This window comes from Pseudomonas sp. C1C7 (assembly GCF_013359595.1).
Classification (GTDB): Bacteria; Pseudomonadota; Gammaproteobacteria; order Pseudomonadales; family Pseudomonadaceae; genus Aquipseudomonas.
The window spans coordinates 1-23586 of record NZ_JABFMP010000035.1; the positions used below are offsets into that span (position 1 = coordinate 1).

Below are 23586 nucleotides of genomic sequence, written 5' to 3' on the forward strand. Positions count from 1 at the left end.
TTCAGGGTTTGCGACTGCTGCGCAGCCGGACGCAGGCTTCGCCAGCTGCTACAGGTGTCGGGTTTGGCGGCTTGACACTTCGTGCAACGAATTCGCCATTCACTGACTATGCTTCGGCCCACGGGCACCGCGCGCCAGAGTGATACCCTGCGCGCCGCTCTGTCACCCATCACATGGAACGCTGGCCTATGAAACGACTTCACTTGCTCGCCCTGGCATCCCTGCTGACCACTGCCAGCCTTGCAGCCCATGCAGAAGAAATCCCGCTGAACAGCGAAGCCTCCACCGAACACTTCCAGACCCGGGTACTGGCGGTGGATTCGCCCAAGCACCAGGTCACCATCGAAGGCCTGGACAAGCGCCCGGTCCCCTTCCAGCTCACCGACCAGGCCAAGGCACTGCACAACCTGAAAGTCGGCGACAAGGTCGATATTCGCGTCACCCGCTCCATCGATTACGTGCTGGACACCGACATCGGTGGCAAGCCTGCGGTGAGCAACGACACCTGGACCAACCGCGCCTCCCCCGACAACCTGCCGGGCGGCGAGATGTATCGCACGATCAAGGTCACCCTGAAGGTCACCCGCGTCGACGTGACGAACAAGCAGGTGGTCCTGCTGCATCCGGACGGAAACGAGCAAGTCGTCACTGTCGTCGACCCGAAGGTCGTGGCGCACCTGCAGGACTTGCGCGCCGGCCAGACGGTGGAAGCCACTCAAACCGAAGTGCTGAAGGTTGAAACCTCCCGCTAGGAGATCGCTGAACCCCGAACACCACGGGGAACCAGGCTTGCCGCGTCTTCACTGACGACCAGAAATGCAGCTGTAGGCGCTGCCGAAGGCTGCGATCTTTTGATCTTGCTTTCAAACAATCAAAAGATCGCAGCCTCGTTTCACTCGACAGCTCCTACAGGGATTGGGGGGGTGTTCAGCAGGTGGTTGATCCACTGAATTTGTCGGGCGATGTCCTGCACCGTTTCCTCGGGGACGGCCTGGGCCTTGTTGAAGCTGGTGAGGGTCTTTTGCTTCTGGCGCAGTCGGCGTTGCCATTTGGCCAGGAACGCCGGGGTGCGGGCCTGCAGCTGCAGCGGGCCGAAGTAGAGTTCTTGTGCGGTGTAGGTGACCGGGCCGGTGCGTTCGGCGACGATGATTTCGTAGTCGAAGCGGTTTTCCCGCAGCACTTCTTCGCAGAGGATGCGATAACTGTTGTCCATCAGCCATTGACGCAACGGTTGCTCCCCGCCGTTGGGTTGCAGGACCAGGCGTTCCCGGCCATTCAGACGCGCCTTGCCACTGTCGAGAATGTCGCGAATCGTCTCGCCGCCCATGCCGCACAGGCTGATCGCCGTGATGCCATCGCCTGGCTCGATGGCCGCCAGACCGTTGGCCAGACGTACGGTGATTTCCTGTTCCAGACCGTTCTCGCGCACCGTGCGCGTGGCGGCATGGAACGGCGTCATCGCCACCTCCCCCGCGATCGCCATCGAGATGACGCCACGGTGCATCAGCGCCACCGGCAGATACCCATGATCCGAGCCGATATCCGCCAACCGTGCCCCCACCGGCACATGCGCCGCCACCCGTTCCAGGCGCATGGACAATGTCTGTTCGTTCAACTGCAACCCCTTCCCACCACCAACGTCCGGCGCCCAGGGCCGGATCGGGGGGCGATTCTGTCGGGCATTGCGGTGCATTTCAAATTTATGCGACCGGGGTCATGGATTTGCCGGTTCGCGAGCAAGCCCACAGGATCCGGGGTCGGGCGCAAAATCGATGAACGCCACGGAAATCGTGCAGGAGCTGTCGAGTGAAACGAGGCTGCGATCTTTTGAAAGGCAACATCAAAGGATCGCAGCCTTCGGCAGCGCCTACAGGTCACTCATCGCCCGCGCCTCTGCTGTCATGAAATGAAAAGCCAGTGTCGTCCAATGCGCGGTCCATATCGGCAAATTCCACGTAGAACAAACCCCCAGCCGAATCCGGACCGGGCATATCGGCGTGCCCCGCATTCCGGTTCACAGGCTGCGTTCATACTAATAATCCGAAGAGGAATCGCGCCCCCATGCGTGTGAATTTGCCAATAACCGAGCATGAAAGACTGTTCCCCGCCGACCAGCGCCTGATCTCCACGACCGATCTGGATAGCCGCATCACCTACTGCAACGACGCCTTCGTCGCCATCAGCGGTTTCACCTACGACGAACTCGTCGGCCAGCCCCACAATCTGGTTCGCCACCCCGACATGCCGCCGGGGGTGTTCATCCACATGTGGCACACCATCAAGCAGGGCAAGCCCTGGATGGGAATCGTGAAAAACCGCGCGAAAAACGGTGATTTCTATTGGGTCAGTGCCTACGTCACGCCCATCCATGAAAACGGCCGTCTGAGCGGCTACGAGTCGGTGCGCTCGGTGCCGACCCGTGAGCAGATCCGTCGCGCTTCGGCGCTTTACGCCAGGATGCGCGCCGGCAAGCCGGTCGTTTCGCTAAGTGCGCGGATCCTTCGGCCGTTGCAGCACGGCTGGCCGATTCTGCTGGCCGGCGCGGCTTCATTGCTCGCCGATCAGTGGCTGGCCAACGCGGCGGCCCAGGGCGTGATGCTGGCGAGCCTGGGGATTGCCTGGTACTTGATCAACGCCCGTCATCGCAAGGCCATCGAGCACACCCTCGCCGAACACCCCAAAGCCTTTTCCGATCCCCTGGTGGCGCTCACCTTCAGCGACAACCACGGCCCTCAGGGCCGGCTGGACATGGCCATGCTCAGCGAAGAAGCCCGCCTGCAGACGGCGTTGTCACGGCTGTTCGATGCCGGGGTCAATGTGAAGGCCAAGGCGGCGCAATCGTCCGAGCTGTCCGGCTCGCAAGCGCAATCGCTGGATCGCCAGCGCAGCGAGACCGACCAGTCCGCCGCCGCCATTTCGCAGATGGCGGCCACCAATCAACAGGTCACGCAGAACGTCCTCAGCACCGCCCACGCCGCCTCCGAAGCCGACCAGCTGACCCGCGAAGGCAAGGAACTGGCCCAGCAAAGCCTGCACGCCATGCAAACCATGAACGAGGCCGTCAACGAGATCGGTCAGGCGGTCAACACCCTGGCCAGCGAGACGCAATCGATCGCCAGCGTGTTGGATGTCATCACCGCCATCGCCGAACAGACCAACCTGCTGGCGCTCAATGCCGCCATCGAAGCGGCGCGTGCCGGCGAACAGGGTCGGGGGTTTGCCGTGGTGGCGGACGAGGTGCGCTCCCTGGCCCAACGCACCCGCACCTCCACCGAGCAGATCCACGGCATCATCACCTCATTGCATGTGGGAGCCGACCGCGCCGTGTCGACGGCCAGCCGCGGCGAGCAGATTTCCCGGGAAAGCATGCAACGTGTGGAGGCGGTGCAGTCGGCGCTGGTGGGCATCAGTCAGGCCGTCAGCCGGATCACCGACATGAGCCAGCAGATGGCCTCGGCCTCGGAAGAACAAAGCCACGTGACCGAAGACATCAATCAGCAGATCACCCGCATTGCCCAGCTCTGTGAACACAGTGCCGGGCAGGCCGAGCAAGGGGCGGCGATCAGTCGGGATCTGGAAGCGATGGCCGATTACCTGCACAGCCTGGCGGAGCGCTTCAACCGATAGACGCCGCATTCGGGGGAACGGAACGGTGAACAGAGATGTCAGCTGTTTAGACATCTCTGTATTTCCACGCCTGTTTCACATCCCAACTGAATGGAGCGGTGAAGTCATGAACAACATCATTTACCTCGTCGGTGCCGTTGTGATCGTGCTGTTTATCCTGTCGTTCATCGGCATGGTCTGACTCCGGCCGCCACCACCCCCGCCTCGGGCTTGTCATCAAAAGCCAACTGACTGTCGTCAAATGAAAAGCGCCCCCTTCCTGGGGGCTTTTTAATGTCAGCAACAAAAAACCTCCGGCGCTCGATCGCCGTACGCGACTGCTCCACTTCAGTCACGAGTTGCCAGGTACGCCCGGCAGGAGAAATAACAAGATGACATTCGTGAAAAGTCTGCTGGCAGCCCTGCCCCTGGTAGTGCTCGGCTGTAATGCCCATGCGGTCGTATCGAGTCAGGAAGCCGCCCGACTGGGCACCAGCCTGACCCTGGTCGGCGCCGAACAAGCCGGCAACGCCGACGGCTCGATTCCCCCCTATAACGGTGGCCTGACCAGCGCCCCCGCCGGCTTCAAGACCGGCGACAGCATGCGTCCCGACCCGTTTGCCAACGAAAAGCCGCTGCTGGTGATCAATGGCAGGAACGTCGATCAGTACAAAGGCCTGTTGACCGCCACCACCGTGGAGTTGGCCAGGCGCTATCCCGGTTACCGCATCGACGTCTATCCGACCCACCGCACGGCATCGTTGCCACAGGCGGTGCTGAACAACAGCCGCCGCAATGCCACCGCCGCCAAGTCTCTGGACGGTGGCGTCGCCATCGACAACGTGCTGCCCGGCGTGCCCTTCCCAATCCCGCAATCCGGCGCCGAGGCGATGTGGAATTTCCTGTTGCGCTATCAGGGCGTGAACATCCACTCCAAGTACGATTCCTGGAACGTCGACGCGGCGGGCGTGCCGAGCCTGGCGGTGAGCGGCGAGGCGTTCGTTTCCTTTCCGATCTACGAGAACCTGTCCAAGCCCTTCAACAACTCCGATATCTATCACCAGTTGAAGCTGTCCTACACCGGCCCCGCGCGTCGGGCCGGCGAGTCGATCATGCTCAAGAACGCCAGCAACCCGGTGCAGTACCCGGGCCGCGCCTGGCAATACCTGCCGGGTCAGCGCCGGGTCAAACAGATCTCGATCCTGGCCTACGACACCCCCAACCCCGGCACTGCCCGGGCGCTGGAACTGTACGACTGGACCCTGGTGGGCAAGCGGGAAATGATCGTGCCCTACAACACCTACAAACTGACCTACGTGCACGACGCCAAGTCGCTGACCACGCCCAACTTCATCTCCCCGGACTTCGTGCGCTGGGAAAAACACCGGGTCTATGTGGTGGAAGGCAATCTCAAGCCGGGGGCCAAACACATCTACCAGAAGCGCCGCTTCTACCTGGACGAAGACACCTGGGCCGCCCTGGCCTCCGACCAATACGACACCAGCGGCCAACTCTACCGCGGCTCCTTCGCCTTCTTCAGCCAGAGCTACGACCAGCAGGTGCCGGACGCCACCCCGTTCATGACCTACGACCTGTCGCGGGGCACCTACAACATCAACGGCGTGGTCGGGCCTCACGGCGGGATTCGCTATATCCAGCCGCTGTCCACCGCGCAGTGGGTGCCGGAGGCGATGGCGGGGACGGGGATTCGATAGATCCCGCATCAGCACAAAACCCTGTGGGAGATTCTATGTTGCAGGGGAACCCTGCAGCCTTAAATTCGGCTGGTATTCGCTCAGGATTTCGGCCAGTCGAGGACTGGCCGATTTTTTCGATCTGATATCATTCAAAAAGTTACAGACCGAGAAGCCCCCATGAACCGCCGCAAAAAAATCAAGCAGTTGCTCGAAGCCCACGCCAAGAAGGCCAGCGCCAAGCTGGCACCGAAGAACAAGCCCAAGTACATCAGCAAGGCCGACCGCCTGAAGCTGGCGGCCGAGGCCATTGATGACACGAGCAGTTCCACTGAGAGCTGATCGGACCGATTCCCTATGGTTATCGAATAATCAAAACATCTCATTAGGCGTAATCGCTTCAATTGGCTATACCTCTTCGTTCTGACGAAACAGGAGACGAAGATGTCGATTGAACACCGCTTGAATTACATTGGCGGCCGCACCAGCGGTGAAGGCGACGTCCTGCTGCACAGCCTCGACGCAACCACCGCAGAGGCACTGCCCTACGCTTTTTACCAGGCTACCGAGGCGGAAGTGAACGCCGCCGCACTGGCCGCCGAATCCGCCTTTGTGACCTATCGCCATTTCCTGCCCGAGCAGCGCGCAGCGTTTCTCGACGCGATTGCCGGCGAGCTCGATGCGCTGGGTGAAGATTTCATTGCCAACGTATGCCGCGAGACCGCCCTGCCGCAAGGCCGCATCATCGGTGAGCGTGCCCGCACCAGCGGTCAGCTGCGCTTGTTCGCCCAAGTGCTGCGTCGCGGCGACTTCCTCGGCGCGCGAATTGACACTGCTTTGCCGGAGCGCACCCCGCTGCCGCGTCCGGACCTGCGCCAGTACCGCGTCGGCGTCGGCCCGGTCGCCGTCTTCGGCGCCAGCAACTTCCCGCTGGCCTTCTCCACCGCCGGCGGCGATACCGCATCGGCGCTGGCCGCCGGTTGCCCGGTGGTCTTCAAGGCTCACAGCGGCCACATGGTGACCGCTGACTTCGTGGCCTCGGCCATCCTGCGCGCCGCCGAGAAGACCGGCATGCCCGCCGGCGTATTCAACCTGATCCACGGCAACGGCGTCGGCGCCGCGCTGGTCAAGCATCCGGCGATCCAGGCCGTGGGCTTCACCGGTTCGCTGCACGGCGGTCGCGCCCTGTGCGACATGGCCGCGGCGCGTGCGCAGCCGATCCCGGTCTTCGCCGAGATGAGCAGCATCAACCCGGTGGTCATGCTGCCCGAAGCACTCAAGACCCGTTCGGACGACATCGCCAGCCAGTTGGCCGCCTCGGTGGTTCAGGGTTGCGGCCAGTTCTGCACCAATCCGGGCCTGGTGATCGGCATTCGTTCGCCCGAGTTCGAAGGCTTCCTGACCTCGCTGGCCGCGCGCATGGCCGATCAGGCATCCCAGACCATGCTCAACGCCGGCACCTTGAAGTCCTACACCAAAGGCGTGGAACGTCTGCATGCCCACGATGGCATCAGCCATCTGGCCGGCCAGCCACAGCAAGGCAACCAGGCCGCGCCGCAGCTGTTCAAGGCCCAAGCGCGTCTGTTGCTGACTGGCGATCCGCTGCTGCAGGAAGAAGTGTTTGGCCCAACCACCGTGGTGGTCGAGGTGGCCGACGCAGCTGAACTGCAACAGGTACTGGCCAGCCTGCACGGTCAGCTCACCGCGACCCTGATTGCCGAACCTGCCGACCTGCAAGCCTTCGCCGCCCTGGTTCCGCTGCTGGAACGCAAGGCCGGTCGCCTGTTGCTCAACGGCTACCCGACCGGTGTGGAAGTCAGCGATGCGATGGTCCACGGCGGGCCGTACCCAGCGACGTCCGATGCCCGTGGCACGTCGGTCGGCACCCTGGCCATCGATCGCTTCCTGCGCCCGGTGTGCTACCAGAACTACCCGGATGCGCTGCTGCCGCCAGCGTTGAAAAACGCCAACCCGCTGTCTATCGCACGCTTGGTGGACGGTGTGACCACGCGCGATCCGTTGTAAAGGTCGGCTGCTACAGGGTGTGTGAACGCCGCGATCCTGTAGCAGCTGCCGCAGGCTGCGTCCGGCGGCGGCAGCTGCTACAGGTTTTGCGGTGGGTTGACTGACTGGACTTACCTCATGGAACCACACTGAAAAGACCGTTAACATTTCGCCTGTCTATCTCAGTCCCGCCAGGTGCCATGTGGCCAAAAAGTCGAAACGCGAAATTGCCCTGACCACAGGCAGTTCAAACTCTCCCCTCACGGTGGCCGACGTGGCCGTGAAGGCAGGCGTTTCGCCCATTACCGTTTCCCGCGCCTTGAATCGCCCCGAACTGGTAAGCGATGCAACACGCCAGCACGTGCTGGAAGTGGTGCGCGAGATGGGTTACGTGCCCAACCTCCTGGCCGGCAGCCTGGCTTCCAGCAAAAGCCGGCTGGTGGCGATTCTGCTGCCGACCATTGCCAACTCGATTTTCGCAGGCGCCGTGCAAGCCATCATGGATCGGCTGACCGAGGCCGGTTATCAGTCGCTGCTCGGTCCCACCGGTTACTCCCCGGAAAAGGAAGAAGCGCTGCTGGAAGCCATTCTCGGCCGGCGTCCGGACGGCATCGTCCTGACCGGCACCCTGCACACCGAAGCCAGTCGCAGTCGGTTGGCCTCAGCGGGAATTCCGGTGGTGGAAGCCTGGGATTTGAGTGAAACGGCGCTGGACATGCAGGTGGGCTTTTCCCACGAGAAAGTCGGCGAGGTGGTCGCCGATCACTTCTTTGCCAAGGGGTATCGTCGATTCTCCGTGGTCTCGGTGGACGACCCGCGTGCCATTCGCCGCTGCGACAGCCTGATCGCGCGCCTGAAGACCTACGGGCTGGATCAGGTCCCCGTTGAAATCCTGCCGTTGCCGGCGACCTGGGAAGTCGGCCGGGAGGGTTTGAAACGCCTCCAGCAACGGGAAACACCGCCGGAGCTGATCTTCTGCAGCTCCGACACCCTGGCCTTCGGCGTGCTCGCTGAAGCCGCCCTTCAGGGGCTGCGGGTTCCCCAGGACATCGCCGTACTCGGATTCGGCGATATCACCAATGCGAAATTTGCCCACCCCGCGCTGTCTACCGTCAGTGTCAATGCCGCGAGCATGGGGCGAGAAATCGCCGAAGCCCTGCTCAAAAGATTTTCCGGCACTGCCGATTTGTCTGTAAGCCAGATGGATACAGGCTTCGAGCTGATCGAACGCGCCAGCACCTGATCGCGGTTTTCGAAAAGTCGCCAAACGGCGCTTGAATGATAGCGCTATCTGTTTATGATAGCGCTATCGTTGTACGACAACCTACAACGACACACGGCGACTCACGTCGTCCTGACAGGTCTACCCGCACAAAAATAATTCGTGGGAGCGTCAAACATGCAAGAACCCAAGAAAACCCGCGTCCGCTATTTGATCCTGCTCATGCTGTTCCTGGTGACGACGATCAACTATGCCGACCGCGCCACCATCTCCATCGCCGGCTCCAGTATCCAGAAAGACCTGGGCCTGGACGCCGTGACCCTCGGTTACATCTTCTCCGCTTTCGGTTGGGCCTACGTTCTGGGGCAGATTCCGGGTGGCTGGCTGCTGGACCGCTTCGGCTCGAAGAAGGTCTACGCCGGGAGCATTTTCACCTGGTCGTTCTTCACCCTCTTGCAGGGCTACATCGGCGAATTCGGCATCTCGACCGCCGTGGTGCTGCTGTTCCTGCTGCGCTTCACCGTGGGCCTGGCCGAAGCGCCGTCGTTCCCGGGCAATGCGCGGATCGTCGCCTCGTGGTTCCCGACCAAGGAACGCGGCACGGCCTCGGCGATCTTCAACTCCGCACAGTATTTCGCCACCGCGCTGTTCGCGCCGCTGATGGGCTGGATCGTCTACACCTTCGGCTGGCAGCACGTGTTCATCGTGATGGGCGCTTTGGGCATCGTGTTCTCGATGATCTGGATGAAGACCATCTACAGCCCCAAGGATCATCCACGCGCCAACGCCGCGGAGATTCAATACATCGCTGAAAACGGCGGTCTGGTTGACCTGGATGACAAGAGCAAGAAGAAGGACGGTGGCCCGAAATGGGATTACATCCGTCAGTTGCTGACCAACCGCATGATGGCCGGCATCTACCTGGGCCAGTTCTGCATCAACGCCCTCACCTACTTCTTCCTGACCTGGTTCCCGGTCTATCTGGTGCAGGAACGCGGCATGACCATTCTCAAGGCCGGCATGATCGCCTCCTTGCCGGCGATCTGCGGGTTCCTCGGTGGCGTTCTCGGCGGCGTGTTGTCTGACATGTTGTTGCGTCGCGGCCACTCCCTGAGCGTGGCGCGCAAGACGCCGATCGTGGGCGGCATGATGCTGTCGATGAGCATGATCATCTGCAACTACGTCGACGCCGACTGGATGGTGGTGTGCTTCATGGCCCTGGCGTTTTTCGGCAAAGGCATTGGCGCACTGGGCTGGGCCGTGGTGTCGGACACCTCGCCGAAACAGATCGCGGGCCTCTCCGGCGGCCTGTTCAACACCTTTGGCAACCTGTCCTCGATCTCTACCCCGATCGTGATCGGCTACATCATCGCCGCCACCGGCTCTTTCAAGATGGCGCTGGTCTTCGTGGGCGCCAACGCCCTTCTGGCCGCGATCAGCTACCTGTTCATCGTTGGCGACATCAAGCGTATCGAACTCAAGGGCGTGTCCGCGGAACCGAACCACACCGCCCACCCCACTTCGGTGCCAGCAGGCGCAATGCACACCACTACAAGAAAGGTATGAATCCATGGAAACTCTGATCCAACGCCACACTGGTGCCCCTGTCATCACCGAACTGAAAGTGGTTCCGGTTGCCGGTCACGACAGCATGCTGCTCAACCTGAGCGGCGCCCACAGCCCGTTTTTCACCCGCAACGTGCTGATCCTCAAGGACAGCGCCGGTCACACCGGGGTCGGTGAAGTGCCGGGCGGCGAAGGCATCCGCAAGACCCTGGAAGACGCCCGCGACCTGCTCATCGGCCAGTCCATCGGCAACTACCAGAGCCTGCTGAACACCGTGCGCAGCACCTTCGCCGATCGCGATGCCGGCGGTCGTGGTCTGCAGACCTTCGACCTGCGCATCACCATTCACGCGGTGACCGCCGTGGAATCGGCCCTGCTCGACCTGTTGGGCCAGCACCTGGACGTGCCGGTGGCAGCCCTGCTCGGCCAGGGCCAGCAGCGCGATGCCGTGGAAATGCTCGGCTACCTGTTCTACGTCGGTGACCGCAAGAAAACCGACCTGGCCTATCGCTCGGAACCGGACGCCGACAACGCCTGGTTCCGCCTGCGCAACGAAGAGGCACTGACGCCGGAGACGGTGGTCGCCCTGGCCGAGGCGGCCTACGATCGCTACGGTTTCAAGGACTTCAAACTCAAGGGCGGCGTGCTGCGCGGCGAGCAGGAGATCGAGGCGGTCACCGCCTTGTCGGAGCGCTTCCCGGATGCGCGCATCACCCTCGATCCGAACGGTGCCTGGTCGCTGAAGGAAGCCGTGGCGCTGTGCCGCGATCAGCACAACGTGCTGGCTTACGCGGAAGATCCTTGCGGCGCGGAAAACGGCTACTCCGGTCGCGAAGTCATGGCCGAGTTCCGTCGCGCCACCGGCCTGCGCACGGCCACCAACATGATCGCCACCGACTGGCGGCAGATGGGCCATGCGATCCAGTCGCAGTCGGTCGACATTCCGCTGGCCGACCCGCACTTCTGGACCATGCAAGGCTCGGTGCGCGTGGCACAGATGTGCGACGACTGGGGCCTGACCTGGGGCTCGCACTCCAACAACCACTTCGACATTTCCCTGGCGATGTTCACCCACGTGGCCGCCGCCGCACCGGGCACCATCACCGCCATCGACACCCACTGGATCTGGCAGGACGGCCAGCGCCTGACCAAAGAGCCGCTGCAGATCAAGGGCGGGATGGTCGAGGTGCCGAATAAACCGGGGCTGGGGGTGGAGCTGGATTGGGATGAGTTGATGAAGGCGCATGAGCTTTACAAGGGCATGGGCCTGGGCGCGCGGGATGATGCAACGGCGATGCGTTATCTGGTGCCGGGTTGGGAGTTCAACAACAAGCGGCCGTGTATGGTTCGTTGATTGTGCAGGCCTGCCTCCATCCGGAGGCAGGCCCCAAACCTGTAGCAGCTGGCGAAGCCTGCGTCCGGCTGCTACAGGGGTGGGGTTCTGGCTTACCAGAACTTCCAGGTATAGGTCGTCGCAAACCGATACTCGTTGTAGTCATACCCATACTTCTGCTTCACATCGATATTGCGCAAATCGAACGCCAGCCCTTGCAGCGCCCCGCTCTGCACCACATAGCTCAGCGTCAGGTTGCGTTCGCTCTCCTCGTTGTCGCTCAAATTGCCCCCGCGATCCCAGTTAGTGCCCTTGGTGTAGCGGCTGTAGAACTTCAGCCCCGGCACGCCCAGCCCCGCAAAGTCATAGCCATAACGCGCCGACCAGGATTTTTCGTCCGGGCGGATGAACGCCAGTGACGACCAGTTCACCAGGTAAGGCTGCGGGATGTAGCCATTCATGGTCGGGAAGATGCTGTCACCGAGCATGCGCTGGTAACTGACACCGAACATGTGCGCGCCCTTGAGCAGGGTGAACAACGCGCCATAGGCACGGTTATCGATTTCACCGGCCACCGCATTGCCATCTTCGTTGTTGTTGAAGTAGCGCAAATCGCTCTTGAGCTTGTACCCGCCGCCCAGATCGGCCATGTGCGTCAGGCCGAAATAGTGCTGCTGGTAAATGTCGTGCAGCACGCCGTAGAAGTAGCTGGCCTGCAGGTTCCTGGTGATGTCGTAGGTGGCGCCGCCAAAGTCCAGGCCGTCACTGTCGAGATTGTCGGTGGTGCCCCACTTGTAGAGTTTTTCGTGATTGGACGACTCACGGGTGACGGCGGACCAGAAGCGCCCACCGGTCAGGGTCAGGCCATCGACCTCCTTGGACTCGACCACCGCGCCCTGGTAGATGGTGTCCAGCTGGCGGCTGGTGTCATCGAACGCCACCGGCAATTGCGGGCGCATGTCGCCGACCTTCAGCTCGGTCTTGCTGTAGCGCATCTTCAGGGTCGCGCCGGCGCGGCTGTAGTCGTCGGCGGTCTGCTGCTTGCTGACGCTGTAGGGCAACGAACCGTCATTGCCCGACGAGTCCAGGCGCACGGCGTATTGCGCATCCACATCCAGGCCGATGGCCAGGGCCGTGTCGGTGTAGCCGGAGGTGAACTGCGCATCGAAACCCTGGGACCAGCTGTGCACTTCGGACACCGGCGCATTGGTGTTGGTGTAGTTGCGATGCAGGTAGAAGTTGCGAGTGTCGAGCTTGAAGTGACTGTCATCGATCACATCGGCCTGTGCCGTCAACGTCGAACAGGTCAAACCCATCAAGCTGGCGATACCCAGCCCACGGCAAAGCCGGTTTCCATGAACCATCTCACATCTCCACGTTTGTATGTGCCGGGGCACTGTGCTTATAGGAGGTCAATAAAAGGAGGTCGGGATCAGGGGCGCTTCAAGGCCCCCTCGAACGCGGGCGTCAGGCCGGACAGCTCGAGCTTGCGCACGAAGTCGCCGAGGCGCTGCTGCTTGTAGGCGTCCACGTCCTGGCCCCGGTAATCGTAGAAGCCCTGGCCATCGCGCAAGCCGTTGCGGCCGTTCTGCATGTTGTCGCTGATCACCTGGGGCGACTCGAAACGCGGCGCCAGCGCGCCACTCAGATAACGCGAGGCGTAATACAGAATGTCGCCGCCGCCCCAGTCGATGAACTCGAGCAGGCCCAGCACCGAGAACCGCAGGCCGAATCCGACGCGTACCGCGGTGTCGATATCCTCGGCACTGGCCACACCTTCCTCGACCATCCGCGCCGCTTCGTTCATCGCCAGCGCCTGGATGCGCGGAACGATGTAGCCGGCCACCGGATTGCACACCACCGGCACCTTGCCGATCAGCTTGAGCAGTTGCAGCAGGCGCTCGACCACTTGCGGGCAGGTCGCTTCGCTGCGGCTGACCTCCACCAGCGGCATCAGGTAGGCGGGATTGAGCCAGTGGGCGTTCACGAAGCGTTTGGGCTCGCTGACCATTTCCGCCAGCTCGGTGACCAGGAAGGTCGAGGTCGTCGAGGCGATGATGCTTGATGCCGGAACGTGCTCGCTGACCCAGGCGAAGGTTTCCTGCTTGACCGCGATGACTTCCGGTACCGCTTCGAATACCAGTTCGCACTCGCGCAAGGTCGCCGTGGCGGCGGATCGGGATTGCAGCGTCAGCCGGGACAACGCAATGTCCGCCTGCTCCGGCAACAGCATGCCCAGGCGCACCAGCGTCTGCAGTTCGCCACGCACATTGGCGCGCACGCGCTCGAAATAATCGCGCCGCTCTTGCTCGGCGCGCTCCTTGATGTCGATCAGGGTGACGGGCAGGCCCGCGTGGATGAACGCCAGGGCAATGCCCTCGCCCATCCGCCCGGCACCGACCACGCTGACGTTAGGCAGCGCGGCGTTCATCAGTTGAAACCCCGGGTCAGCAGCTCGGTCATCTGCGCCCGGTTCAACCCGGCCAGACCAAGGTTTTCCAGGGTGCGGCCCTCGGCGTAGAGGTCACGGGCGGCAACCGCCGAGGCAATGCTCAGCAAGCCCTGCGCCACCGGCGTCGGCACGCCGGCCCAGCGTCCGACCGACACCAGAAAGGACAAGCCCAGGCGGGTGTCTTCCAGCATGTAGCGGTGTTTCTGCAGGTCGATGTCTTCGCGCCAGTCGCCGCTGTCGGTCAGCTTGCCGTGGGCGCCGCGCCCATACATCCACTCCTCGCCTTCGGTGGTGTTGTAGTGATCGGCCAGCGGAAAGTGCGGCGCGCCGTAGGTCAGGGCTTCACGCACGGCCATGCGCTCGGCATCGAGCTGGTTAGTCACGCGGCGGATCGACGGCTGGGTGCCTTCGTTGTGAATGTCCCAGGTCTCGAAGTGCTCCAGGGGACCGGCGTTCATCATGATCAGCGGCGGGTGAATGACCGGGCCGGCGTTCATCAGCGCGCCGCTCAGGGCGTCTTCGATCGGCTCGACACTTGGATAGGCCTCGCGCAGTACCGCAAAGGCATGCTCGGACAGGTTACTTGGGAACACGCCGGTTGGCAGGCGGGTCGCGTAGCAGCTGATTACCAGGTCGCTGGCGCCGTGCTTGCGCACCAGATACGGCAGCGTGCCGGTTTCGGCGAAGGCGACGCGGCTCGGGTTGCCGGCATCGACCATGGCCTTGGCAAACACGTAGCTGCCGAAAGTGCCCGGCGGCAGGAACACCACCTGACCGTCGCGCAGGTGCGGCGCGACCTGTTTGGCCAGGTCTTCGTGAGAGGTCGAGGGCAGCGGGATGATCACCAGCTGCGCGTCGCCCAGGGCTTCGGCCAGATCGTCGGTCAGTGACAGCTGATCGCCAGGCTTGCCAACGGACAGCTGGCGCGTGCCACGGTAGTCACGGATGGTCAGGCTGCCGATGTCCAGCAGTTCCTTGAGCGCTGCACTGTCACGACGCCACAGGCGGGTCGCGTGCCCCTTTTCAGCCATTTCTGCGGCAGCGGCGTAGCAGCCGTGACCACCACCCAGCACGGTAATCTTCATGGGAAAGCTCCTCTTGTCAGTGACTCGATCCTATCGAGCGCCACCCCTTGCGACTCTCCCGATTGCGCAACCGACTCACCGATTGCGCACATGCCTCAATGCTTCTGTCGGCGCAGGGTGTCCGACGGCAGGCAGCCATAACGCTGCCGGTAGGCACTGGAGAAATGCCCGAAACTGTTGATCCCGTGACGCAGCAGAATGTCGGTGACGGTCTCGCCGGCCCTGCCCTGCTTCAGGGACTCATGGATCACGGCCAGGCGGCGGTCGCGGATGTAGTTGAGCGGCGCCTGCTGGAGGAATTGGTTGAAGCCGTTCTGCAGGGTGCGTACCGAAACGCCGCACAGTTCGCTCAGGGTGGTCAGGCTGATCGGCTCATCGAGGTGCGCCTCGATGTAGTCACGAGCCTTCTTGACGTGGTGCGGCAGCGGTGCGCGGGTGTCGTTCAACAGGTCCGCGGAGTAGTTGTGCGGCAGCTGGGTGAGCAGCAATTGCATCAGGTACTCCGACAGGTTGCCGGCCAGGCGCGAGCCGTCGACACCGCTGCCGTACAGGCGGCAGATGTAGTCCAGGGTGTGATAGAGACTGACGGCGCCGGCGCCCTGATGATCGACACTGACATCGAAGATCACCGACTGTTGCAGGCTGCGGTCGAGCAGGCGTTGCAGCTGGGTTTCCAGGGCGTCGCGGTCGATGCGCAGGATCAGGTTGCGGCATTCGCCGTCGGTGACGATGCGGCTTTGCGCGAACGGCGAGGACACGCTCAGGCAACCGGTCTGCATCGCCGCGCTGCGCTGCCCGTGGGCCACTTCGCAATTGCCGCGTAGGGTGATGCGAAACAGGTACTGGTCGGCGATGTCGCCGATGGTGATTTCCACCGGCGCGCCGTAGCTCAGGTCGAGCAGCGCCGCGTCGCCGAAGAACACACCGTTGAGCCGGGTGTGGATGGGCTCGTCGCGCAGCACGTTGAAGCTGTGCGGACACAGGTAATGGCTGACCTTGTCCTTGATCTCGCGGTAATCGGCCGAGCTCAGCAGGCTGTGCCGTTCCAGCAGGTGTACGTCATTGAGCATCGAGGGTTCTCCTGATCAGGCGCGCCTCGGCCCCGCCCCGTTCAGACAGGGCGAGGCCGAGACGCGGATCATGGGCAACGTGGATCAGGCCTGGGTCGGATACTCCCGGGCATGGCTTTCACGGAAGCAGCGGCAGCCGCGCCACAGCAGGAGCACGGTCAGCGCCGAGGCGCCGACGATCACCAGCGACATCGACGAACCCACGGCGGCTGGCGAGCCGAAGTAACGGTCGGTCAGCAGCGCCACCAGCGTGGTGCCCAGCCCCAGGCCCAGCAGATTGCTGATCAGCAGGAACACCGCCGAGACCTGGGCGCGCACCTGATTCGGGGCGAGGATCTGCATGGCGGCGGTCGAGGCCGGCATCGGGAACGAGGCGAAGAACATCGCTGGCACCAGCAACGCCACGGACAACCACAGTTGGTCGACCTGCGGGAACAATACCGCTGGAACCGCCATGCCGAGGGCACCGATCACTCCGGTGCGCATCGCGGCGTCCGAATGACCGCGCTTGGCCAGAAGATCGGTGAGCCAGCCACCGAACAGCACGCCGGTGGTGTTGGCGAGCAACAGCACCGTGCCGAGCATGTAGCCCGCTTCGACCGGCGTCAGGCCGAACTTGCGGATATACAGCGCCGGGCTCCAGCTCATCAGGCAGAACAGCACCATGGCGTAGAACGAAAAGCCCAGGTAGTGGCAGGTGAAGGTGGCGCGGTGACGCCCCAGGAAGCGGAAGCCATCGCTCAGCGCAACCTTCTTCGGCCGACCCTGCTCATCCACCTGCAAGCCTTTGCGCGCGGGGTCGCGCACGGTCAGCCAGATCAGAATACCGACCAGAATGCCCGGCAGACCGACAATGAAAAACGCCAACTGCCAGGCCTTCATCGCACCCAGCACCGCCACTTCGATGGTGTTCATGTCCTTGAGCAGCGCGATCACATAACCGCCCACCAGAAACGCCAGGCCACCCCCGACGAACGAGCCGATCGAGTAGATGCCCACGGCGCGACCGAGCTTTTCCTTGGGGAACATGTCGCTGAACATCGAATAGGCCGACGGCGACAATGCCGCTTCACCAATGCCCACGCCGATCCGGGCGAGGAACATCTGCAGGAAGTTCTTGCTCAAGCCGCAGGCGGCCGTGGTCAGGCTCCAGAACACCACGCCGACCGCGATGATCTTCGGCCGGGAAAAACGGTCGGCCAGATAGGCGATGGGCATGCCCATGAAGGCGTAGAACAGGGAAAAGGCCAGCCCGTGAAGCAGGCTGAACTGGGTGTCGCTGAGCTGCAAATCGGCTTTGATCGGTTCGATCATCAGCGCGAGGATCTGCCGGTCCACGAATGAAAAGATGTAGGCCACCATGCACAGGCCCACCACATACCATTCGTAGATGTAGGTTTTCTTCTTCTGCAGGACCGCGTTATCGACCTGGATATTCACTGGTGTTTGCTCCTCTTGGAATCCGTTCGGATGCGTGACCGGGCCACCGGTCATGCACGCTGTGTGCCGGGGGATGGAGGGCAGATTTCAGGAGGGACAGTGGGCTTGGACATTGTCGGTTCTCTTGTTGTTATGGTTTGACTGCAAGGCGTACGGATGAAGCAGACCACAGCGACGATGCGCATCGCTGCAGGTAAGGTAAGTCAGTGGATGCCGGGGTGGTATCAAGATGAACAGCCGGCGGTGCAAGCAAATCTCCCATTCGTACTGGGGATTTCTTTAGTTGGCGGGACGCAACGCAATCCCTGCAGGCGCTGCCGCAGGCTGCGATCTTTTTCTGTACCCCCCCCCCCGCATTTCAGAACATGCGCTACGCAGACTCTTCCATCGGCCACTATGCTTGCTGCACCTCATAAGCGTTGCACACAACCGGAGCGCACCCACATGACTGTCGTCAGAGGCACGGATCTAAGAGAAAAACTTGCGGACGAAGACATCGCCCCGCCACAAATCCTCAACGGTGACGGATTCACCTTGCAGCCGCGAGCGGTCAAGGTGTTCAAGCCCACAGGCGCTCCGGTCTACCTCTATGACGTCCTGACCGACGGCCCGGAACGTGTCGGCATCGCCAGCCTGGTCCTGGAGCCAGACTCCGCGCAGGTGGCCGATGTCGGGCACGCCTGTGCCAACCTTGCCGAAGACCAGACCGATCCGGGTTTGCTGGCCCGAATCGCCGAAAAGCTGATCGCCCACGGCTACGAACAAGGCCTGCCAAGCGTCCGCGTGGTGGTGCCTTCGGAGGACGCGAAATCGATCAAGGCCTGTGAGGCCCAGCCCGGAACTTGTCGCCGGCAAGATAACGATTACAGCGGCAAGCAATTTGCCTGTTTCGATTACCCGGCAGCGGATCAATAGAGCAAAGATCCCAGCCTTCGACAGGTGTTGTGGGTGTTCACAAAATTCGTGAGCAACCTCAGCCACTGTAGAAGCGAGGCTTGCCCGCGAAGAGGCCGGCACACCCAACATTGATGTCATCAGATACTGCGCCTTCGCGGGCGAGCCTCGCTCCTACAGATCAGGCGGTGTGGTCAATGCTGGTTGATTTTCCGCGAACTACCTCAATCACTGTGGGAGCGGGCTTGCCCGCGAAGAGGCCGGCACGTCCAACATCAATGGTGCCTGACACAAAGCCAACGCGAGCATGCTCTCTCCTGCAGGATTGCAGTAAGCCTTGGGTCAAACACTCCCCTCGCCCCGACAGGCCTCCATCAGCCACTCGCGAAACGCCACGATCTTCGGCGAGTTCCTCTGCGTGTGCCGATAGCAGAGGAAATGCACCTCACGCATGACCGGCTGGCAACCCTCGATGCTGTACCTGACCAGCGTGCCCTTGGCCAGTTCCTGCTGAGCGAACCGTACGCTTTCCAGCGCCAACCCCAAGCCATCCACTGCTGCCGCCAGCGCCAGTGCACCACGGTCAAAGGAAGGCCGGTGCATGATTTCCGGTATGGGCTTTCCATGCTGTCGGAAGTAGTCGTGCCAGGAGAGTGGATTGAGTTGCGACTCGATCAGTGGAATGGATGAAAGCTCGTCGAAGGCGATCTGCGTCCTGCCGCCCAAAAGCCCCGGCGCGCCCAGCGGGCAACAGTCTTCGAGCCCCAGGCTCTGTACGCAGATATCCGAGCTTTTTAGCGCAGCACCGTAGGCGATCACCATGTCCAGTTCGGGATGTTTGTGCAGATCGATCGGTGTGGCGCTGGAAGAAAGGTTGAGTGTGAACTGAGGGTATCTGGCGAAGAAATCCGTCAATCGCGGCCCCAGCCATTTGCTGGCAAAACTGGGAGAACAATGGACGGCCAGTTTCTCGGTCTCGGCAAAGGGCCGAAGTTCGGTGCAGATCTGATCGATCGAGTCGAAGGCCGGCTTGATGACGCTGAACAAACGTCGGCCCTGGTTATTGAGTTCCAGATGCCTGCTGTGACGGATGAACAACGGGAAACCGAAGTAACTTTCGAGGCTTTTGATTTGATGGCTGACGGCAGATGGCGTCTGGTGCAGTTCGGCGGCGGCGACGCTGAAGTTGCCGTGTCGGGCGGCAGCTTCAAAGGCTCTCAGGGCAACCAGGCTGGGGCGATTACTCATTATTTTTATCCTGTGAAATTATTTCACAGCGCAGTGAAATAGCATCGTTTGTTGCCCTTTTCAAGCTTTGTAAAGGTAGAGCCTCCAACGACAACACTGGGGGTTGCCCACATGAACATCAGCGTCAAACAACCAGACAGCACTTTGACCAAGGCCAAAAACCGCATCTCGATTTATCAGCCGGAACAGGAAGGCCTGATCTATCCGGAAGTGCCTGAATTCGAAACTTTCGCCGAGCAACGCAAGCACCTCAAGGAGCGTCTGGTCGCCGCTTGCCGCGCCTTTGCCCTGCAGGGTTACGACTACGGTTTCGCCGGCCACCTCACGGTGCGCGATCCCGAGTTTCCGGAGCTGTACTGGACCAACCCGATGTGCGTGCACTTCTCGCAGGTCAAGGTTTCCAACCTGATCCTCGCCGACCACAACGGCAAGATCGTCGAGGGCGATTACGCCATCAACCGCGCAGGCTTCGTGCTCCACGCCAATGTCCACGAAGCCCATCCGCACATCGTTGCGATGTGTCACGCCCACACCGTCTACGGCGGCGCCTGGGCCAGCACCGGTTTGCCGCTGGAGCCGATCACCCAGGACGCGGCGGCCTTCTTTGAAGATCAGTTGGTGATTACCGCCGAAGCGGGTGCCGTGGCGGTCAAGACCGACTCCGGCAAATCCATCGCCTCGCTGTTCGGCAAACACAAAGCCATCCTCCATCAGAACCACGGCCTGCTCACCGCCAGCACCCACAGCATCGAAAGTGCCGCGTTCTGGTTCATCGCGCTGGAGCGCTGCTGCCAGCAACAACTGATGGTGGCGGCGACCGGCATCAAGCCGAAACTGGTCACCGATGAGCGTGCGCGCTTCAGCCGTGAAAACGTCGGCAGCGACTACATTGGCTGGCTGCACTTCCAACCCATCTGGGGACAACTGCTGGAAACCCAGCCAGACATGCTGGATTGAAACGTCGATAACTCAACGTATTGACGATTGCACCCCTTGCAGTGTTCACGAGACCGGCAAGGGGTGAGACGCGAGCCTTATAAATTTAACAATGCTTGGAGGCGTCCTCATGAACACCCTTGCCGACCGTGCCCAGCCACTGGCTGAACCGTCCATAAACACCGAAGACTTGATCTACAGGAAAGTGGTGATACGGCTGATCCCGTTTCTGTTCCTGTGTTATGTCTGCTCTTACCTCAACCGCATCAACGTCAGTTTCGCCAAGCTGCAGATGGTCCAGGACCTTGCCTGGAGTGACGCCGTCTATGGCCTCGGGGCCGGGATGTTTTTCATCGGCTATTTCGCCTTCGAGATTCCGAGCAACATCATCATGTACCGGGTAGGCGCCCGGCGCTGGATCGCCAGGATCATGGTGACCTGGGGCATTATTTCCGCCGGGATGATGTTCGTGCACACACCGATGCAGTTCTATGTGATGCGCTTCCTGCTGGGGGTGGCCGAGGCCGGTTTCTTCCCCGCCATCCTGTTGTACATCTCCCAGTGGTTTCCCTCTTCCCGAGGTGCAAAAGTCACCGCATTGTTCATGGCCGCGATCCCCATGTCCGGTGTGATCGGCGCCCCGCTCTCCGGCTGGATCATGCACTCGTTGAGCGGCGCGCAGAACCTGGCCGGCTGGCAGTGGTTGTTCATCATTGAAGGTGTGCCGACGGTTCTGGTGGGTGCCTTTGCGTATTTCTACCTGACCGATCGCATTGAAGATGCCAAATGGCTGAGTGAAGAAGACAAGAAGGTGTTGCGCCACAACATCGACAAGGAGTCGAGCGGAAAACACCTGCATCGCCTGATGGATGGCTTGGCCAATCCAAAGATCTGGTTGCTGAGCTTCATCTATCTGTTCTTCACCATGGGCCTGTATGGCGTCAGCTTCTGGTTGCCCACGCTGATTCAGGCATCTGGCGTTCAAGACTCGATGCAGTTGGGCTTGCTGACTTCGATCCCTTACGCCCTGGCAACCGTGACCATGATCGTGGTGGGCAAAAGCTCTGACCGGTTCAGGGAGCGGCGCTGGCACCTGGCCGTTCCAGGGGCTCTGGCGGCGGTGGGTTTCCTGCTCAGTGCGTACTTCCAGTCGAATCTGATGATCAGCCTGCCGGCGCTGTGCCTGGCGACCATGGGCGTCATGACGACGATCTCGCAATACTGGACCTTGCCTCCGGCCATTCTGACGGGTGCAGCGGCGGCCACGGGTATCGCCTTGGCCAACTCGATCGGCAGCGCTTCGGGCTTCATCAGCCCGATCGTGATGGGCAGCGTCAACTCGGCGACGCACAGTACGACCATGGGCATCGTCCTGCTGTCGGGCGTTCTGTTGTGCGGATGCCTGCTGGTGTTCCTGGTGCCGAAACGGTTGCTGACCTACAAATAAGTCCGACCCACTGTAGGAGCGAGCTTGCTCGCGATGGACGTCGACGATAACGCGGGCTGCCTGAATGCCCGCGTTGTCCTGGCGTTCATCGCGAGCAAGCTCGCTCCTACAGTTTTATCGGCCCACCAAAAATCCTGCGAACGAAACGAAAACCTGTAGGAGCATGGCTTGCTCTAACGCCAGTCAGTTAAGCCGCCGCAGGACATGTAGCAGCTGGCGAAGCCTGCGTTGGGCTGCGAAGCAGTCGCAAAACCTGAATGCAAGGTTTGCCTGAAACACCGCACTGCCTGATTTCACGACTGCTGCGCAGCCGAACGCAGGCTTCGCCAGCTGCTAAATGGACCGCGTTTTACCTTAACTGACTGGCATTATGGCTTGCCCGCGAAGGTGTCAGGTCAGCCACCATCCATGCTGAATCTACCGGCCTCTTCGCGAGCAAGCCCGCTCCCGCAGATTCCTCACCTGCTTATGCGGCAGACAAAGAAAAGGCCGGGAACCGATCAGGGCACCCAGCCTGGGGAAAGGAGGTTGTGTTCTAGAGATCGAGCAACAACGTGCCACAGGCGGCCCGGGACACGCACACGGTCAGGAACTCAGGCCTTTCGCTGTCATCCAGAATAAAATCCTGGTGGTCGACTTCACCCGCCAGGTACCGCACCTTGCAAGTGCCGCACAGCCCGGACTGGCAGGAGGTTTCCACCGGATAACCGGCGTTCTGCAGCACATCCGCCAGGCTCTGACCGGGCGCCACTTCGAGCTGCTCGCCGCTGCTGGCGATTTCAGCGATGAACCCTCCGACCACGGAAGATTGCGCAGTGTCCTGCCGGACCGGCGCCTTGAAGTGTTCGCAGTGCACCGTGCCGCTCGGCCAATGCTCGGAGGCATCCTTGCAAGCCTGCATGAAGCCGCCCGGCCCGCAGTAGTAAAGTTCGCAAGCACCCTCGGGGTTCTTGAGGATCGAAGGGATATCCAGCTTGTTGGCAGGGTCGCCCCCGTCGAAATGGAAACTGATGCGCCCGGATTTCGCCAGGCCTTCGAGCTCCGCTTGAAACGCCGCGTACTCCGGCCCTTTGGCGCAGTAGTACATCTCATATTCGATGTTCAACGCTTCCAGTTGATGAGCCATCGACTTCATCGGCGTCACCCCGATTCCACCCGCCAGCAACACCACCTTGCTTGAACGTGGATGCAGTTCGAAGTTGTTCCTGGGCGTACTCACCCGCACCCTGTCACCGACCTTAATGGTGTCATGCACGGCCGCGGATCCCCCGCGACCGTTGGGATCTTTCAACACCGCGATCACATAGCGATGACGTTCCGACGGCGCATTGCACAGCGAGTACTGACGAATGACCCCAGGACCTGCGTAAACATCGATGTGCGCACCGGCTGTGAAAGGAGGCAGGCTGGAACCGTCCGGCGCGACAAACTCATAAGAGTTGATGCCGTTCGCTTCCATCCTGATTTGTTTGACCACCAGCTCCAACTGCGTTGCGCCAGTATTCTCGACGACTGCGTTCATACCTCACCTCGGCATTGCACTGACAGCGCCCGGAATACGACGTATCCCGGGCGCTGATATGGGCCTT

At 61.5% G+C, this 23586-nt stretch carries 20 protein-coding genes and 2 pseudogenes; 14 read left to right on the plus strand and 8 right to left on the minus strand.

The features are described from left to right. Nucleotides 1-188: 188 nt before the first annotated feature. Entirely contained in the window at nt 189-752 is a 564-nt protein-coding gene (locus HNO86_RS23865; RefSeq protein WP_175379385.1) for a hypothetical protein, read from the plus strand. A 140-nt stretch (nt 753-892) separates the two neighbouring features. Here the strand turns inward: HNO86_RS23865 and HNO86_RS23870 are convergent, their stop codons facing one another. Further along, on the minus strand, nt 893-1615 hold the full coding sequence (locus HNO86_RS23870; RefSeq protein WP_306167736.1) for a tRNA (adenine(22)-N(1))-methyltransferase TrmK: 723 nt from the start codon (nt 1613-1615) through the stop codon (nt 893-895). 446 nt (nt 1616-2061) lie between these two features. Here HNO86_RS23870 and HNO86_RS30675 point away from each other — a divergent pair. From HNO86_RS30675 to gudD, 9 genes and pseudogenes are all read left to right on the plus strand, one after another. Beyond that, nucleotides 2062-2376 (plus strand): annotated as a pseudogene (locus HNO86_RS30675) (PAS domain-containing protein); the annotation flags it as partial. 276 nt (nt 2377-2652) lie between these two features. Next, a pseudogene (locus tag HNO86_RS30680) lies at nt 2653-3627 on the plus strand (methyl-accepting chemotaxis protein); the annotation flags it as partial. Between the two features lie 25 nt (nt 3628-3652). Next, a complete protein-coding gene (locus HNO86_RS23880) occupies nt 3653-3808 on the plus strand; it encodes a hypothetical protein (protein WP_175379383.1) in 156 nt (51 codons plus the stop codon). A 190-nt stretch (nt 3809-3998) separates the two neighbouring features. Further along, the gene (locus tag HNO86_RS23885; RefSeq protein WP_175379388.1) at nt 3999-5321 is read left to right on the plus strand and encodes a DUF1329 domain-containing protein; all 1323 of its coding nucleotides are present in this window, start codon (nt 3999-4001) and stop codon (nt 5319-5321) included. A gap of 159 nt (nt 5322-5480) precedes the next feature. Next, the gene (locus HNO86_RS23890) at nt 5481-5642 is read left to right on the plus strand and encodes a DUF2986 domain-containing protein (protein ID WP_175379389.1); all 162 of its coding nucleotides are present in this window, start codon (nt 5481-5483) and stop codon (nt 5640-5642) included. Between the two features lie 102 nt (nt 5643-5744). Continuing rightward, the gene (locus tag HNO86_RS23895) at nt 5745-7325 is read left to right on the plus strand and encodes an aldehyde dehydrogenase (NADP(+)) (protein WP_175379390.1); all 1581 of its coding nucleotides are present in this window, start codon (nt 5745-5747) and stop codon (nt 7323-7325) included. A 181-nt stretch (nt 7326-7506) separates the two neighbouring features. Next, nucleotides 7507-8547, plus strand: coding sequence for a substrate-binding domain-containing protein (locus tag HNO86_RS23900; RefSeq protein ID WP_175379391.1), 1041 nt, complete (start codon nt 7507-7509; stop codon nt 8545-8547). A 156-nt stretch (nt 8548-8703) separates the two neighbouring features. Then, complete coding sequence (locus tag HNO86_RS23905) at nt 8704-10092, plus strand: MFS transporter (protein ID WP_256672741.1); 1389 nt, start codon at nt 8704-8706, stop codon at nt 10090-10092. 4 nt (nt 10093-10096) lie between these two features. Then, a complete protein-coding gene (gudD, locus tag HNO86_RS23910) occupies nt 10097-11446 on the plus strand; it encodes a glucarate dehydratase (protein ID WP_175379392.1) in 1350 nt (449 codons plus the stop codon). Between the two features lie 92 nt (nt 11447-11538). On the opposite strand, the gene HNO86_RS23915 is transcribed toward gudD, so the two are convergent. From HNO86_RS23915 to HNO86_RS23935, 5 genes are all read right to left on the minus strand, one after another. Further along, a complete protein-coding gene (locus tag HNO86_RS23915; RefSeq protein ID WP_175379393.1) occupies nt 11539-12789 on the minus strand; it encodes an OprD family outer membrane porin in 1251 nt (416 codons plus the stop codon). A 68-nt stretch (nt 12790-12857) separates the two neighbouring features. Continuing rightward, nucleotides 12858-13856: a 3-hydroxybutyryl-CoA dehydrogenase gene (locus HNO86_RS23920; RefSeq protein WP_175379394.1), complete on the minus strand. Its 999-nt coding sequence runs from the start codon at nt 13854-13856 to the stop codon at nt 12858-12860. Further along, the gene (locus HNO86_RS23925) at nt 13856-14962 is read right to left on the minus strand and encodes an NAD/NADP-dependent octopine/nopaline dehydrogenase family protein (protein ID WP_175379395.1); all 1107 of its coding nucleotides are present in this window, start codon (nt 14960-14962) and stop codon (nt 13856-13858) included. The genes HNO86_RS23920 and HNO86_RS23925 overlap by 1 nt, the downstream gene beginning before the upstream one ends. Nucleotides 14963-15057: 95 nt before the next feature. Further along, on the minus strand, nt 15058-16032 hold the full coding sequence (locus HNO86_RS23930) for an AraC family transcriptional regulator (RefSeq protein ID WP_175379396.1): 975 nt from the start codon (nt 16030-16032) through the stop codon (nt 15058-15060). Between the two features lie 84 nt (nt 16033-16116). Further along, nucleotides 16117-17472 (minus strand): MFS transporter, encoded by a 1356-nt coding sequence (locus tag HNO86_RS23935; protein ID WP_175379397.1) that lies wholly within the window; start codon nt 17470-17472, stop codon nt 16117-16119. Nucleotides 17473-17916: 444 nt separating this feature from the next. On the opposite strand from HNO86_RS23935, the gene HNO86_RS23940 reads away from it, so the two are divergent. Continuing rightward, nucleotides 17917-18387 carry a hypothetical protein gene (locus HNO86_RS23940; protein WP_175379398.1) on the plus strand — a complete coding sequence of 157 codons (471 nt, stop codon included), beginning with the start codon at nt 17917-17919 and terminating at the stop codon, nt 18385-18387. Nucleotides 18388-18708: 321 nt separating this feature from the next. Here HNO86_RS23940 and HNO86_RS23945 read toward each other — a convergent pair whose 3' ends face one another. Next, entirely contained in the window at nt 18709-19530 is an 822-nt protein-coding gene (locus tag HNO86_RS23945) for a LysR substrate-binding domain-containing protein (RefSeq protein WP_372242557.1), read from the minus strand. Here HNO86_RS23945 and HNO86_RS30355 point away from each other — a divergent pair. From HNO86_RS30355 to HNO86_RS23955, 3 genes are all read left to right on the plus strand, one after another. Further along, the gene (locus HNO86_RS30355) at nt 19441-19656 is read left to right on the plus strand and encodes a hypothetical protein (RefSeq protein WP_256672743.1); all 216 of its coding nucleotides are present in this window, start codon (nt 19441-19443) and stop codon (nt 19654-19656) included. The genes HNO86_RS23945 and HNO86_RS30355 overlap by 90 nt on opposite strands. A 69-nt stretch (nt 19657-19725) precedes the next feature. Next, nucleotides 19726-20571, plus strand: coding sequence for a class II aldolase/adducin family protein (locus HNO86_RS23950; RefSeq protein ID WP_175379400.1), 846 nt, complete (start codon nt 19726-19728; stop codon nt 20569-20571). Between the two features lie 109 nt (nt 20572-20680). Further along, complete coding sequence (locus HNO86_RS23955; RefSeq protein WP_175379401.1) at nt 20681-21997, plus strand: MFS transporter; 1317 nt, start codon at nt 20681-20683, stop codon at nt 21995-21997. Between the two features lie 535 nt (nt 21998-22532). On the opposite strand, the gene HNO86_RS23960 is transcribed toward HNO86_RS23955, so the two are convergent. Further along, entirely contained in the window at nt 22533-23519 is a 987-nt protein-coding gene (locus HNO86_RS23960; RefSeq protein ID WP_175379402.1) for a PDR/VanB family oxidoreductase, read from the minus strand. Nucleotides 23520-23586 lie beyond the last annotated feature (67 nt).